At 58.9% G+C, this 14,483-nt stretch carries 18 protein-coding genes; 9 read left to right on the top strand and 9 right to left on the bottom strand.

What is annotated here, in order from left to right:
- Positions 1-71 precede the first annotated feature (71 nt).
- From alkB to HU806_RS22895, 4 genes are all read right to left on the bottom strand, one after another.
- A complete protein-coding gene (alkB, locus tag HU806_RS22910; RefSeq protein WP_527251165.1) occupies positions 72-752 on the bottom strand; it encodes a DNA oxidative demethylase AlkB in 681 nt (226 codons plus the stop codon).
- Entirely contained in the window at positions 739-1,458 is a 720-nt protein-coding gene (locus HU806_RS22905; RefSeq protein ID WP_186614649.1) for a 2OG-Fe(II) oxygenase, read from the bottom strand. The genes alkB and HU806_RS22905 overlap by 14 nt, the downstream gene beginning before the upstream one ends.
- A 246-nt stretch (positions 1,459-1,704) precedes the next feature.
- The gene (locus HU806_RS22900; RefSeq protein WP_186614647.1) at positions 1,705-1,872 is read right to left on the bottom strand and encodes a hypothetical protein; all 168 of its coding nucleotides are present in this window, start codon (positions 1,870-1,872) and stop codon (positions 1,705-1,707) included.
- 29 nt (positions 1,873-1,901) lie between these two features.
- Positions 1,902-2,204, bottom strand: coding sequence for a DUF1883 domain-containing protein (locus HU806_RS22895; RefSeq protein WP_186614646.1), 303 nt, complete (start codon positions 2,202-2,204; stop codon positions 1,902-1,904).
- A 207-nt stretch (positions 2,205-2,411) separates the two neighbouring features.
- Between HU806_RS22895 and HU806_RS22890 the strand changes: the two genes are divergently transcribed.
- Positions 2,412-2,762: a hypothetical protein gene (locus HU806_RS22890; RefSeq protein WP_186614644.1), complete on the top strand. Its 351-nt coding sequence runs from the start codon at positions 2,412-2,414 to the stop codon at positions 2,760-2,762.
- Between the two features lie 110 nt (positions 2,763-2,872).
- Positions 2,873-3,103, top strand: coding sequence for a hypothetical protein (locus HU806_RS22885; RefSeq protein WP_186614642.1), 231 nt, complete (start codon positions 2,873-2,875; stop codon positions 3,101-3,103).
- Position 3,104: 1 nt separating this feature from the next.
- On the opposite strand, the gene HU806_RS22880 is transcribed toward HU806_RS22885, so the two are convergent.
- Entirely contained in the window at positions 3,105-3,386 is a 282-nt protein-coding gene (locus tag HU806_RS22880) for a hypothetical protein (protein ID WP_186614640.1), read from the bottom strand.
- 114 nt (positions 3,387-3,500) lie between these two features.
- Positions 3,501-3,716 (bottom strand): hypothetical protein, encoded by a 216-nt coding sequence (locus HU806_RS22875; RefSeq protein ID WP_186614638.1) that lies wholly within the window; start codon positions 3,714-3,716, stop codon positions 3,501-3,503.
- A 232-nt stretch (positions 3,717-3,948) separates the two neighbouring features.
- Here HU806_RS22875 and galU point away from each other — a divergent pair, with 232 nt between their 5' ends.
- From galU to ahpF, 4 genes are all read left to right on the top strand, one after another.
- On the top strand, positions 3,949-4,788 hold the full coding sequence (gene galU, locus HU806_RS22870) for a UTP--glucose-1-phosphate uridylyltransferase GalU (protein WP_003182953.1): 840 nt from the start codon (positions 3,949-3,951) through the stop codon (positions 4,786-4,788).
- A gap of 300 nt (positions 4,789-5,088) precedes the next feature.
- A complete protein-coding gene (gene gorA / locus HU806_RS22865; RefSeq protein WP_186614636.1) occupies positions 5,089-6,444 on the top strand; it encodes a glutathione-disulfide reductase in 1,356 nt (451 codons plus the stop codon).
- Between the two features lie 236 nt (positions 6,445-6,680).
- Positions 6,681-7,244 carry an alkyl hydroperoxide reductase subunit C gene (gene ahpC / locus HU806_RS22860; RefSeq protein ID WP_011061677.1) on the top strand — a complete coding sequence of 188 codons (564 nt, stop codon included), beginning with the start codon at positions 6,681-6,683 and terminating at the stop codon, positions 7,242-7,244.
- A 123-nt stretch (positions 7,245-7,367) separates the two neighbouring features.
- Positions 7,368-8,930, top strand: a complete 1,563-nt coding sequence (gene ahpF, locus HU806_RS22855) for an alkyl hydroperoxide reductase subunit F (protein WP_186614752.1) — start codon at positions 7,368-7,370, stop codon at positions 8,928-8,930.
- Positions 8,931-8,999: 69 nt separating this feature from the next.
- On the opposite strand, the gene gloA is transcribed toward ahpF, so the two are convergent.
- On the bottom strand, positions 9,000-9,521 hold the full coding sequence (gene gloA / locus HU806_RS22850) for a lactoylglutathione lyase (RefSeq protein ID WP_186614634.1): 522 nt from the start codon (positions 9,519-9,521) through the stop codon (positions 9,000-9,002).
- 293 nt (positions 9,522-9,814) lie between these two features.
- Between gloA and HU806_RS26555 the strand changes: the two genes are divergently transcribed.
- The 3 genes from HU806_RS26555 (at position 9,815) to HU806_RS22840 (ending at position 13,316) form a co-directional block, all read left to right on the top strand.
- Positions 9,815-11,134, top strand: a complete 1,320-nt coding sequence (locus HU806_RS26555; protein ID WP_238350222.1) for an acyltransferase domain-containing protein — start codon at positions 9,815-9,817, stop codon at positions 11,132-11,134.
- A complete protein-coding gene (locus tag HU806_RS26725; RefSeq protein ID WP_346657189.1) occupies positions 11,040-12,689 on the top strand; it encodes an acyl-CoA dehydrogenase family protein in 1,650 nt (549 codons plus the stop codon). Before HU806_RS26555 ends, HU806_RS26725 begins: the two co-directional genes overlap by 95 nt.
- A 90-nt stretch (positions 12,690-12,779) precedes the next feature.
- Complete coding sequence (locus HU806_RS22840) at positions 12,780-13,316, top strand: DUF4946 domain-containing protein (RefSeq protein WP_186614630.1); 537 nt, start codon at positions 12,780-12,782, stop codon at positions 13,314-13,316.
- A gap of 93 nt (positions 13,317-13,409) precedes the next feature.
- On the opposite strand, the gene HU806_RS22835 is transcribed toward HU806_RS22840, so the two are convergent.
- Positions 13,410-13,775 carry a histone-like nucleoid-structuring protein, MvaT/MvaU family gene (locus HU806_RS22835; RefSeq protein ID WP_186614628.1) on the bottom strand — a complete coding sequence of 122 codons (366 nt, stop codon included), beginning with the start codon at positions 13,773-13,775 and terminating at the stop codon, positions 13,410-13,412.
- A gap of 350 nt (positions 13,776-14,125) precedes the next feature.
- Positions 14,126-14,483 (bottom strand): LysR family transcriptional regulator substrate-binding protein (locus tag HU806_RS22830; RefSeq protein ID WP_186614626.1); only part of this gene is annotated, 358 nt, incomplete at its 5' end.

Below are 14,483 nucleotides of genomic sequence, written 5' to 3'. Positions count from 1 at the left end.
GGCCCGTTTTGCCTACAGTAGCGAGCCCGCATGGCGGCAACACTCCGGGTCTTGCGGTTGAATTCTGCACGTCAGCCGGCGGTGCGAAACGTCAGGTTGATCCGCTGGGCGCCCAGTTGCGGATGCTCTCCCTGCTTGAGTGGCAGCACGCCGTGATAACGCAACCGATCCACGCCGCCCCAGACCACGATGTCACCGTGGAACAGCGGGATCCGCAGGCTTTTATCGCTGCGCTCGAAACCGCCGAACTGAAACACCGCCGGCAGGCCCAGGGACATCGACACGATAGGCGCGCTGAGGGAGCGTTCGTTCTTGTCCTGGTGCAGCGACATCCGCGCGCCGGGCACGTAGCGGTTGATCAGGCAGGCATCGGGTTCGAAATGCTCGAACTGTGCCTGCCGGGCAGCGGCGCGTGCAAGTTCGCGGAAAACCGCCGGCATGTCCGGCCAGGGTTGGCCTGTCTGCGGGTCATGGGCGGTGTAACGGTAGCCGCTGCGGTCAGTGGTCCAGCCGAGCGCGCCGCAGCTGCTCAAGGCGACCGACATGGTAAAGCCGCCGGGCGTGACCATTTGCCGGAACGGCGCGGCCCGTAACACCGCGTCCAGCGTCGGCAGCAACCGATCGAGCCAGGGCAAGGCAAACCCGCGCAGCACGAAGGACTGCTCGCCGATCTGTTCGGTCTGGCCGGGCGTGGTGGGCGCCTGGTCGGCGAACAGGTCCAGGGTGATGGGCGTATCGTCATTGCGCATCATGAAAAATGATCCCGAGTGTATGCCGGCGGCCGCTGAGCACGCGGCTGACGCCGTGGCGCAAGTTCACCCGATAATAACCGCGAACGCCTTTGACGGGTCGCTGGTGCACGGCAAACACCACGGCATCGCCCTGTTTCAGATCGATGACCAGGGGACGCGACTGCATGCGCGGACGTTGCTCGGTCAGGACAAACTCGCCACCGGTAAAATCCTGCTCCGGTTCCGACAGCAGGATCGCCACCTGCAAAGGGAACACGTGCTCACCGTACAGATCCTGGTGCAGGCAGTTGTAATCCTGCGGGCCGTATCGCAGCAGCAAGGGCGTGGGACGTTGTTGCCCGGCAGCGTGACAGCGCTGGACGAAATCGGCGTGCTGGTCGGGATATCGCACTGGCAAACCCATGCATTCATTCCAGCGATTAGCCAGCGGCACCAACAGTGGATACAGCGACTGACGCAGCTGTTGGATGGGCTCTGGCAGCGGGTAGCGAAAATACTGGTACTCACCACGGCCGAATCCATGACGCGCCATGATTACCCGGGAACGAAACAGCCCGGGCTGGGCGTACAAACCACTGAGTTCCAGGCAAAGCGCTGCCGGCAGCAGATTGCGGATGATCGCGCAGCCGTCCTGGTCGAGGTTCTGCTCCAGGGCGGGCCAGTCAAGATCATTAATGCGTTGGATCAGCGATGACGTAGAGGACATGAGTGCAATCCTTATGGAAGGACTGATCAGTCTGTGGAGCGCTGCGTTGCCGGGCACTCCGATTCTTGCGGTACTGAAAAGCTTTCTGTGGCGAGGGAGCTTGCTCCCGCTGGGTGGCGAAGCCGCCCCAATCAGGCAGCAGGAGCCATCAGATGTACCGCATTGATGCATTTTACGACTGCTGCGCAGCCGAGCGGGAGCAAGCTTCCTCGCCACAAAGGCATCTTGTCCCGCCGGGTGCCACGCTCAGAGTGGCTTTCTGACCTGGAGGTCACTGATCACATCGCTCTCGCCATGCAGCTTCTTCAGCTCTGCCAAGGCTTCTTCCTCGGTGCCATTTTCCAGTTGCGCGAACTCGAAGCGGCGTTCGCCGTTGAGCTTGTACTTGATCACGTATTTGGTTGTCTGGGCCACGGTCTGTCCTGTCTTTGGCACGGGGCGGCTCAGCTCAGTTTCGAGCTGGAGCGCCGGATGATCTTGATTTTGTGGGTCAGGGTCGGCTTGCGTGTGACGCTGATGGCGCGATGGCTGACAGTGTCGATGGTGATGTTCCAGAAACCGGTGCTAGGCGCGGTGATCTTGGCCGGGAACGTGTCGAATGCGCCGCCATGGTAAGTGTGCCGGCCACCGTTCTTGAAACTACGAAAATTGGCGTCGTTCATCAAACGGATATTGCACATTTGGGAGCATTCGATAACGACGATATCGTCCTCGTTGAGGTGCTCGCGCTGGTGGATGAATTTCATGGGCGCCTCCAGAAGGGCATTTCTTGCAAGTCAAGACGGTAAGGTGGAGCAATAATTATGGCGCGCAGTTTATCAGCACCGCGGGTTAATATCCGTCCCCCGTTCCAGGTGCCGTCCATTTACTGCGCGCGGGATGGATAAAAAAGCGCAGGGCGCCGGAGAAAAACGGCGTTTGTATTGTCGGAGGGTCTTTACCGGAGGAATCGTATGAAGCGCAGCGTGTGGGTATTGGCCTTGGCCTTGGGTGGATGTGCATCGGTATCGGACATCAACCAGTCGCCTCCCACCATGAGCGTCATCTCCGGGAAGAAACCCCACGAATACGCCAAGTGCGTGGCCGACAAGTTGCTGAAAACCCGTGGCCCGCTGCAGATGGAACCGCATAAGAACGGTGTCCGGATGATCGTCCCAGGCAAGCTGTCGGCGCTGCCTGCCGCGGTCTTTGACATCGACGAGCGCTCCAGCGGCAGCAGCATCAAGTTGCACGAAAGCATGTCCAACGTGCCGGTGCGCCCGGGTGATGTGCAAGACGCGGCCAACGCTTGCATCTCCGGCTGAGCACGCTCGGCCTGACGAGCAGGCCGGGCATCGGTTAAGCTGCGCCCTCGACAAAAATAATGCCGCCACGGTTGAACGTTGGCGGCATTGTCATTTATGGAGATGAGTCGATGAAACGCGAGCAGGTGCGCGAGCGCCACGCAGAAGGGTTGATCCACGCCACCCATGTGATCCAGAACCCTGGAAGCCCGGGCGAGTGGATCGTGTTTTTCAAGAAAAGCGCCGGGCGCAGTTACTTCCTGGTGGATGACCAAGACGAAGTCGAATCTTTCAGCCGGCTCGACGACCTGATCGAGACCCTGAGGGGCCTGGGCATCAAGTTCGCCGAGATCCACATCTAGATTATTTACATACCACCAGCACGCTACGGCTGGTGAAGTTGCCGATGTCGACGCCGAGGGTTTTCTCGCTTTCCTTGGCCTGTGGCGTACCGTCCGTGCCGACGATGCGGTAGCCCGTACCGGCACAGGACGCATCGGCTTTTTCGTAACAAGTCGCCCAAGAGTTCGCCTCGCCCGAACAATCGATGGTCAGGCCCTGTTCGCCGTTATCCAGATAAGTCTTTTGTGCCGAGGCACAGCCTGCCAAGGCCAGGACTGCGAACAGCGCCAGGATATTTTTCATGGGATCGTCATCGAGAAGGGGAGGAATGGCGCGAGATTATAGCGAATGGCCATTCCGGTACAGCTAAACCACGAGCCCCATCAAGACAACCTGGCCTCGATGGGGATCGATCGATTACTTCTTGCGGCGATTATTGCGCGCGGGCGCCTGCTCACGCTCCCGAGGGGCCGGGGCAGAGCGTTCGTCCTGGAAAACTGCGGCCACTTCAACCGCCATGGCTTTGCTGGGCAGGGGGCCGGCGACTTGTTCACCGTGGTAGTTGGTAATCCACCATTGGCCGTCCTTGTCCTGGCTGACCGAATAACCGTTTGCGTTCTGTGTTGCCGACATCTAGCTGCCTCGTTGGCGTGATCAAGGCCGCCATGATACGCCAAATGCTCGCAAACAGCGCTCAGGGGCGTACAGTGGGACCGCTGGAGCCATCGGAACGAAAGGGGATTGAACTATCCGACGGTTTATTTCTCTATGATGGCATCGGTTGGCCAGTGCAGGCATTGTAAGGCGCCTGCTGGCTGATTAGACTGCGCCGAAACTCGTACATACCGCCTTTTCAAGGACTTATATGATCAAGAAATGCTTGTTCCCAGCAGCCGGTTACGGTACTCGCTTCCTGCCAGCGACTAAAGCCATGCCCAAAGAAATGCTGCCGGTGGTGAACAAGCCACTGATCCAGTACGGCGTCGAAGAAGCCCTTGACGCAGGCCTGACGGAAATTTCCATCGTCACCGGCCGTGGCAAGCGCGCCCTGGAAGACCATTTCGACATCAGCTACGAGCTGGAAAACCAGATCAAGGGCACCGACAAGGAGAAATACCTGGTCGGTATTCGCAAACTGCTGGACGAGTGCTCGTTCTCCTACACCCGTCAGACTGAAATGAAAGGCCTGGGCCACGCGATCCTGACCGGCCGCCCGCTGATCGGTGACGAACCGTTCGCCGTGGTGCTGGCGGATGACTTGTGCGTCAACCTGGAAGGCGACGGCGTACTGACCCAGATGGTCAAGCTGTACAAGCAGTTCCGCTGCTCTATCGTGGCAATCCAGGAAGTCGATCCGCAGGAAACCAACAAGTACGGCGTGATCGCTGGTGAAATGATCCGCGACGACATCTATCGCGTTCACAGCATGGTTGAAAAGCCGAAGCCGGAAGATGCACCGTCGAACCTGGCGATCATTGGTCGTTACATCCTGACTCCGGATATCTTCGACCTGATCGAACAGACCGAGCCAGGCAAGGGCGGCGAAATCCAGATCACCGACGCCCTGATGAAACAGGCCCAGAACGGCTGCGTGATGGCGTACAAGTTCAAGGGCAAGCGTTTCGACTGTGGCGGCGCCGAAGGCTACATCGACGCGACCAACTTCTGCTTCGAGAACTTCTACAAGACTGGCAAGGCTTACTGATAGCCTGCGCCATGCCTTAAACAAACGCCCCGACTGGTTCGGGGCGTTTTTTTTGCGTGCCGTTCCAGGCGCTGAATTCCCGTGGCGAGGGAGCTTGCTCCCGTTGGGCGCGAAGCGCCCCGTTGAATTGCGTCTGCTTCGCAGCCGAGCGGGAGCAAGCTCCCTCGCCACAAAAGCAACCTGCAAAATGCCGGTTGGCTTTTCCGCTTGCGCCCCCATAATCATTTCCATCGCTGCCCGATCTGGCTGCTCCATGCAGGAACAGCAGGTATGCTGATGACCTGCCGAAGGAGATAGAAGATGGCCTACGATTTTGATCTGTATGTGATTGGCGCCGGTTCCGGCGGTGTGCGGGCGGCGCGGTTTGCCGCCGGTTTTGGCGCGAAAGTGGCCGTGGCGGAAAGTCGTTACCTGGGCGGTACGTGCGTGAACGTGGGCTGCGTGCCGAAAAAACTGCTGGTCTACGGCGCACATTACGCCGAGGACTTCGAGCAGGCGTCAGCCTATGGTTGGACGGCAGGCGAGGCAAGTTTCGACTGGGCTACGCTGATCGCCAACAAGGATCGCGAGATCAATCGACTCAACGGCATCTACCGCAACCTGTTGGTCAACAGCGGCGTCACGCTGCATGAAGGCCACGCGAAGATTACCGGTCCTCACGAAGTCGAGATCAACGGCCAACGCCATACTGCCCGGCACATCATGATCGCCACGGGCGGCTGGCCGGTGATTCCGGACATTCCAGGGCGCGAGCATGCCATCGGTTCCAATGAGGCTTTCTTCCTCAAGGAACTGCCCAAGCGCATCCTCGTGGTGGGCGGCGGCTACATTGCGGTGGAATTCGCCGGGATCTTCCATGGCATGGGCGCGCAAACTTCCTTGCTCTATCGCGGCGACCTGTTCCTGCGCGGCTTCGACGGCGCGGTGCGCAAGCATCTGGCTGAAGAGCTGGAGCGTCGCGGCTTGGATCTGCAGTTCAACGCGGACATCAAGTGCATCGAAAAACTGGAGGATGGCAGCCTGAGGGTAGAGCTCAAGGACGGCAAAACGTTGCTCGCCGATTGTGTGTTCTATGCCACCGGCCGGCGCCCCATGCTCGACAACCTCGGCCTGGAGAACACCGGCGTCACCCTGGATAAGAAAGGTTTTGTGCAGGTCAATGAAAAGTACGAGACCGCCGAGCCATCGATCCTGGCCATTGGCGACGTGATCGGTCGCGTGCAACTGACACCGGTCGCACTGGCCGAAGGCATGGCCGTGGCGCGCCGCCTGTTCAAGCCCGAGCAATATCGCCTGGTGGACTATCGGATGATCCCCACGGCCGTGTTCAGTTTGCCGAATATCGGCACCGTTGGCCTGACCGAGGAGCAAGCCCGCGAAGAGGGCCACGAAGTGCAAATCTTCGAAAGCCGTTTCCGGCCGATGAAACTGACCCTCACCGAATGCCAGGAACGCACGCTGATGAAGCTGGTGGTCGATGCCAAGACGGACAAGGTGTTGGGTTGCCATATGGTCGGGCCGGATGCCGGGGAAATCGTCCAAGGACTGGCGATTGCCCTGAAAGCCGGAGCCACTAAGCGCGACTTCGACGAAACCATCGGCGTACATCCAACCGCCGCCGAAGAATTCGTCACCATGCGTACGCCAACCGCCTGACTCAACGCCCTCAAGACGCAAGGCTGCGACCCATCGGTCCAGCCTCGTGAACTGTTCGTCGATTGCCACGATCAACAGATCGCCGCCTTCGGCAGCCGCTACAGATTTTTTCTATCTATATAGATTCCTGATAGCCAAAACCAATCATTCGCATGAGGTTTGCCAATGAGCCATCAGAGGAATGAGTGGCTAAGATTCACTTCATCAACTTTTCAACCCCTGACGGAGAGTCAACGATGCCTATCATCAACAGCCAAGTTAAACCGTTCAAAGCCACTGCTTTCAAAAACGGCGCTTTCGTCGAAGTATCGGACGCCGACCTGAAAGGCAAATGGTCTGTCGTATTCTTCTACCCAGCTGACTTCACCTTCGTTTGCCCAACCGAACTGGAAGACCTGGCCGACAACTACGCCGAATTCCAGAAGCTGGGCGTCGAGATCTACAGCGTGTCGACCGACACTCACTTTGCCCACGCTGCCTGGCACAACACTTCGCCAGCCATCGGCAAGATCCAGTACACCATGATCGGCGACCCGACCCTGGCTATCTCCCGCAACTTCGACGTGCTGATCGAAGAAGCTGGCCTGGCTGACCGCGGTACTTTCGTGATCAACCCTGAAGGCCAGATCAAGATCGTTGAAATCAACGATGGCGGTGTAGGCCGTGACGCTTCCGAGCTGCTGCGCAAGATCAAGGCTGCTCAGTATGTTGCCGCTCACCCAGGCGAAGTCTGCCCAGCCAAGTGGAAAGAAGGCGAGGCCACCCTGGCTCCGTCCCTGGACCTGGTCGGCAAGATCTAAGTCTGTGAGTCATCCGAGGGCGATTCGCTCTTAACCAAGTAAGCCGCTTCGCCCCAAAAAACGCCCGGGCGAGATTCGCTCGGGCGTTGTTTTTTCTGAAATTCATACATGGAAATCGCCCGTATGTTGGACGCCAATCTTAAAGCTCAGTTGAAGTCATACCTGGAACGGGTCACCCAGCCGATCGAGATCGTCGCATCCCTCGACGACGGTGCGAAATCCCAGGAAATGCTCGCGTTACTTAAAGACGTTGCCAGTCTTTCCCAACAGATTACTTTGCTCGACAACGGCACCGATGGGCGCAAGCCATCGTTTTCGTTGAATCGCCCGGGAGCCGATATCAGCCTGCGTTTCGCCGGCATTCCCATGGGGCATGAATTCACTTCGCTGGTGCTGGCCCTGCTGCAAGTCGGTGGCCACCCGTCGAAGGCCAGTGTCGAAGTCATCGAACAGATCCGCTCGCTCAAGGGCGAGTTCAACTTCGAGACGTATTTCTCGCTGTCGTGCCAGAACTGCCCGGACGTGGTCCAGGCGCTGAACCTGATGGCGGTGCTGAACCCGAACATCCGTCACGTCGCCATCGACGGCGCGCTGTTTCAGGCTGAGGTCGATGAACGCCAGATCATGGCCGTGCCGAGCATTTACCTGAACGGCGTGAACTTCGGCCAGGGTCGCATGGGCCTGGAAGAGATTCTCGCCAAGATCGACACCAGCGGCATCGAGCGCCAAGCCGAGAAGATCAGCGCCAAGGATGCCTTTGATGTGCTGGTGGTCGGCGGTGGCCCGGCCGGTGCTTCGGCGGCGATCTACGCGGCCCGTAAAGGCATCCGCACCGGTGTGGCGGCCGAACGTTTCGGCGGCCAGGTGCTCGACACCATGGCCATTGAGAACTTCATCTCGGTCCAGGAAACCGAAGGGCCGAAACTGGCCGTTGCCCTGGAAGAACACGTCAAGCAGTACGACGTGGATATCATGAACCTGCAACGTGCCGACGGCCTGGTGCCAGGCAAGGACGGCGGGCAGCATGAAATCAAATTTGCCAGCGGTGCGAGCCTCAAGGCCAAGACCGTGATCCTGGCGACCGGTGCCCGCTGGCGCGAAATGAACGTGCCGGGCGAGCAGCAATATCGCAACAAGGGCGTGGCGTACTGCCCGCACTGCGACGGGCCGCTGTTCAAGGGCAAGCGCGTGGCGGTGATCGGCGGCGGCAACTCCGGCGTCGAAGCGGCGATCGACCTGGCCGGTATCGTGGCTCATGTCACCTTGTTGGAGTTCGACGTCCAACTGCGCGCCGACGCGGTGTTGCAGCGCAAGTTGCACAGCCTGCCGAACGTGACGGTAATCACCAACGCCCAGACCACCGAAGTGATGGGTGACGGGCAGAAGGTCAACGGCCTTCGCTACAAGGACCGTCCAAGCGGTGAATTGCGCGACGTCGCGCTGGAAGGCATCTTCGTGCAAATCGGCCTGCTGCCTAACACCGATTGGCTCAAGGGCACCGTCGAGTTGTCACCGCGTGGCGAGATCATCGTCGATGCCCGGGGTGAAACCTCGATCCCTGGCGTGTTCGCCGCCGGTGACGTGACCACCGTGCCGTACAAGCAGATCGTCATCGCCGTGGGCGAGGGCGCCAAGGCTTCGCTGAGTGCTTTCGATCACCTGATCCGCACCTCCGCGCCGGCCTGACGCCAGCCGCTGGAAAAACAAAACCCCATGGGCTTTTCGGCCCATGGGGTTTTTTATTCGGCGAGGCGTTTACAGAGGTGCGGGCTGGATGATTTCGACCCAGTAGCCGTCCGGATCCTTGATGAACGCCAGGCTTTTCATGCGGCCATCGCTCAGGCGCTTCTGGAAGTCGCAGCCCAACGCTTCGAAGCGCTCGCAGGCGGCGACGACGTCCGGCACCGAGATGCAGATGTGGCCGAAGCCGCGTGGGTCGGTGTTGCCGTTGTGGTAGGCAAATGCCGGGTCGTTTTCGGTGCCATGGTTGTGGGTCAGTTCGAGGATGCCGGGGATCGACTTCATCCACTCGGTACGCGCCGCAGCGTCCGCCGGGATCTGGCTCTTGTCGACCAGCGCGAGGAAATACAGGCTGAATTCAGCTTCCGGGAAATCGCGTTTCTCCACCAGGGAAAAACCCAGCACGCGGGTGTAGAAATCGAGGGACTTGGTGATGTCCTTGACCCGCAGCATGGTGTGGTTGAAGACGAACTTGGCCGTTGCAGCGTCGGGCTGGGCGGTGACGCCAGGGAAAGTGTTGAGTTCGTGCAGGCTCATGGGCCCTCCGCAAAATAAGTGGGGCAAACGGTGTCGCACGCTTGGCGCGACGGTCCTGGGCTTGCGTCAGACGGCTTCCTTGCAGGTGTGTCCATGATACGCAAGGGGACGTGGTATCGCCAAATTCCGATGAATCGATTCACTGTCGAGGGTGACAGTTGTTCGACTCAGCAATGGAGCCTAGCTTGGATCGGGCTGCGCCAATCGGTAGTTCCAATCCACCGTTTCCTATTTGTCCCTCGCGTCGGGCAGCTGCGAGCCTGGCGGACCGAGCGGTACTGAGGGAGAGTTGCATGCCATCCTCGTTGGTTTCATTGCGCGACAGCGCGGTCTTCATCTTCCCTGGCCAGGGCGCAGATCCTCGAGGCGCCTTGGCAACTCTCCACGGCAGTACCCCGCAAATTGCGCAACGGATAGAAGAAATCCTGGGTGCGGTAGATGACGTCCTGGCGCACGCTCAACAGCGCCGGCCGATTGCGCCAGGCCTGATTCGACGGATTTTGCTCAACCCTGATCTCCAGTGCTCGCTGCCGGTGGGCGTCCCGCAGATGGCGTCCTTTATCGCTTCGATAGCAGTGGCTGAGGTCTTCGAACTTTTCGCTATTCGTCCTCAACTCATCGTTGCGCAAAGCCTGGGGGAAATCGCGGCGATGGTCTGTGCTGGCGCGCTTGACCTGACGGATGGCGTGAGGGCGATTTGTGCACTAAACAACGCGTTTCAGGACCAGGAGGGCAAGGGCACGATGGTCTTGGTTGAGGCCTCCGAGCAGGATACCTTGAATATTATTGCGACCGTGGGGCGACCGGACCTGGTGTTGGCGTGCATTAATACGCCGCGTCAATGCGTGGTCAGCGGTCCCAACGAGGCAATCGAAGCACTGATGAACCAGGCCCCTGGCGGCGCAAGGCTGCTGAAGCTGGATATGCCATATGCATCCCATCACCCAGCCTTGGAATCATCAGTAGCTCAGTGCTTTCTTGCTCAGCTGCGCGCACTCTCACCAAAAACCTTACGGGTTCCCTTGTATTCCTGCGTTGCGCGCAGGGTTTATAACGACGAAGACGACCTGCTGCGGGGACTCGCCGACTGCGTTGTCAAACCGGCCGATTTATTACAGGCGCTGCGAGAGGTCGAGTCGACTGCTCAGACGGTCTTCGTTGATCTCGGTATCGGTGGAGGCATGGCCCGGTGCGCGCGCGCTGCATTGCCGCAGGCGCGGACGTATGCCCCGTTGGTACAGGGTGGCGCCGAGTTGAAGGTGTGGTTCGACGAACTGCTGTGTCGGCCCGACGTTGAAGGCCCGCTGACGGACCGGACAATCGGCGGCCTTGCCGAAGCCCTTGGGGGAAGTGTTTCTCTGCAGACGCGGGATCAGGCAGCGCAGATCCTTGCAACTCTGGATCTTACTCATCGCATCGGCATGAGTAATCTGCAGCTGCATCGTGGTACCTATGCGCGGCTACGCGCTAATCAAGGCGCTGCCCACCAACACCCGATTATTCGACGAGCCGGGCCTGATGCTGGCGCTCTCGCAGTTGTTGGGGGTGATCGATCCGTCTTTGTTTATAGCCTATGCCATCCAGTTTGGGCTGTGTGTCGGTACTTTGGTTGAGTTCGAGCAAAACAACCCGGACGCCATTCGTTTGCGCCAAGCGCTGGAGTCGGGAGAAAAATTCAGTGCTTACATGATCACCGAAATCGGCGGCAGTAACAGCCAGATTGCCAATCGCACCGAAGCCGTTTTCGATCCTGCGAGTCGGACCTTCACGCTGAATACACCGGACAATGGTGCGCTGAAATTTACTAACGTGGGCATCAGCGACCAGGCCAAAGTCGGGGTGGTGTGCGCGCGCTTGAAGATTAATGACCGGGACTGCGGTGTCTACCCTTTCGCATTGGATATCAGTGATCATCGAGGGCCGCGCCCAGGCGTGCGGATGTCTTCCCCGGCCGAGATCCCTCTGGTTCCTTTCGACTATGGGTTGGCGGGCTTCGATCACGTACAGCTACCTTATTGCGCGTGGTTGTCCGGCGCGGCTTCCATCGATGAGCAAGGCGTATTGCAGGATCCGCTCAGCGATCCGGACGATCGCCTTGTCCGTACGTTAGTGGCTCCTGCGCACGTCTGGGCCATGGCCGCAGTGGCGATGTGCGCGGTGGCCCGTGCCAGCGTCGGGCTGGCCCTCAATCATTCCTTACGCCGCTCCACGATGGCGCGGATTGGAGCCGATGCCAGTTTGCTGAGCTACAGCACCCAACGACGAGCATTGTTTGCGGCCTTGGCAACGACCTATGTCGCAACCTGTCGCGTCAATCACGAAGTCGAACGGTGGATGCAACGGGTGCGTGAGCGCACCACGCAACGTACTGCCGATGCGTCGGGCCTGACCTGGGCGCCCTGGTCCAGTGCCAACCGATCCCTGGCCTTGAGCAAGGCGTTGTGCACTTGGGCCGTCGAGCAGGTCATCAGCGAGTGTCGGCTTCGTTGCGGCGTCGCGGGTGATCTGACGTTGAACCGATTCATGGAATACCAGGGGCTGGCCCATGTATTCAACGATGCCGGTGGCAATAATTTGCTGATTGTCCTGGATACCGCCAAAAGCTTGAGTGCGTCACCGCTTGACCTGCCTGTGGCATTCAGCGGGAAGGCGCGCCTGTCGGAGCCCGAATACTGGCTTTACCTGTTCCGCACGCGGGAGTACCGGTTGATCAGCCGGCTCAAGGCGGATGTAGCCACCGGCGAGGTGCTGGGCGGCGATCCGATGCAGGTGTGGAATCCGTTGTTGGTCGGGGCCCGAGCGACGGGCGAAGCGCATGGTTTGCGCCTGTTTCTCGAGAGCGCGCTGCAGGCCGTGTCAGCCGTGCCCCAACCGCAGGTGAAAGCGCTGCTGGGAGATTTGACCACACTGTTTGCGCTGGAGCGTATCGAGCAGCATGCGGCTTGGTTCATAAACGAGGGGTTGCTTGAACTGGAAACGTACCGTCAACTGGAGGGCGAGATAATGACGCTGTGTGACCGACTGGCTGAACACACGCCGCAATGGATCGCGGCCTTCGGTTATCCGGGCAGTGCAACGCAGGCGCCCATCGGTGACGTTGACCAGGATTATGCCAGCGCCTTGGCCAATGCCTTGCATTGGGCGACGGGGGCCGGCCCCCAGGGTTGATCCCGAGGGATTTGCGCCGATGATTGATCTGCTCTGGCTCTCGTCGAAATCATGCTTCAGACTTGACGATTCGTCCGTGAGTGCAACGCAATGTTTCGACCGTTCCTTTCGCTGGTTGTCCCGCTGTTTGTCATCGCTGCGAGTCTTGGGGCCAGTGCGGCCGAACCGCAGGTTACCTGGCCCCAGGGCTGGCTCATCGAGTCGCTCCCTGCCGACGCGTCAGCTCCCGTGACACCGCCGGGCACCACCCGGCAGCGTGCGACCAAGAACGACCCTTCAGGCAACGCGGTAATGGTCATGGAGCTGACCACCACTCCCGTGGAAGCTGGTCACCAAGTCAACTTGCAAGGCGTGTTGCTGGAAATGCGCAAGTCCATTCAAAAGGATTTTTTCCAAGGCGGATATCAAAGTGTATGCACTAAGATTCACGCTTCCATGTTGGGCGGCGTCAACGCTTTGGAAACCACTTGCACAATCACGCAGAACGGCAGTCATGTATTGTCGCAGACGCTGGTTGCAGCATTAAGCGAGGGGAGCGCCTACGTGTTGTCCTACGCCGGACAGGCGCAGGTATTTGTTGAAAGCCAGGATGAAATACAGTCGGTACGAAATAGCCTGAAACTATAAGACCTTCCGTGTAATGCGCTCGAAGCAAGCCAGAAGTTCAGCCCATAAAAAAAGCCCTGAGTCTACGTCAGGGCTTTTGCATTGTAGTGGTTCTCAGCTGCGCAACCAGGAATCAACGGTGCTCGCACCGTACTCCTCTTTCCATGACTTCAAGCCGCGATGGTTGCCGCCCTTGGTTTCGATCAATTCGCCAGTATGCGGGTTCTGGTACACCTTGACGACCCGAGCACGCCGGGTCTTCGGCGTCTTGGCAGACGACAGGCCTGACTTGGATGGATTCGGATCGAGAATCGCGATGATATCGCGCAGGCCCTTGCCATAAGTCTTCATCAGTCCCTGGAGCTTCTCTTCGAATTCGATTTCTTTCTTGAGCCCGGCGTCATTCTTCAAGGCTTCCAGCTGCGCGAGCTGCTCTTGAAGGGCCTTTTCGGCTTTGCGAAATTCAGCGAGTCTGGACAATATCATTACTCCAATCAAAATATATGGCTGATACCAACCGCAAACAAAGCTATAAGCACAGCGCCTTGTAGCGACTCGGTGACTAATGACTCTCCTGCTATCTGGTACAGGCAGAAAAAATTGTAGTAGTTAAACCAAAAAGTGTAAATCGTAACTTTTTCGTTATGTAACAACAGCACGGATTCCTGTCCGGCACGCCACCAACGTCAAGACCTTGGCGGCGGAATCTGGCTATTAGAATCACGCTGATAAGGTTATCGAAAGTTTATGATCTTGTTCCCATCGATTTATTCAGAACTCAAGCATGCCCGCCAAGTGAGCAAGCTTCGCCGCGGCGAGCAAGCGCCACGCTAGACCGGGAGTAGAGTCCTGGCCAGCTCGATAAATGCCAGCGTCGCCGGCGAGGACTGACGGCGGTCGAGCACGGCCAGGCCGATCTGCCGTGGAATCGGAGGCGACAGAGGCCGAAAAACGAACCCTGGATTCTCGATGGAAGGCAACGAGCCTTCAGACACCACACTCACCGCCTCCCCGCGGCTGACAATATCCAGCGTACTGAGCAGTTGCGAGCAGCGATAGCGTACGTTCGGAGTAAGTCGGGCGGTATTGAACAGGCGCCAGACCAATTCCGACGAGCCCGCCTCGGTGAGTATGAAAGGGTCGTCGCACAGATCCTTGAGCTCAACGCTGGTTCGGGCGGCGAGGGGG

Source organism: Pseudomonas sp. SWRI154 (assembly GCF_014268645.1).
In the GTDB taxonomy this organism is placed as follows: Bacteria; Pseudomonadota; Gammaproteobacteria; order Pseudomonadales; family Pseudomonadaceae; genus Aquipseudomonas; species Aquipseudomonas marvdashtae.
The sequence above is the reverse complement of the archived record's forward strand: the minus strand, read 5'-3'. Positions and strand labels throughout refer to the sequence as shown.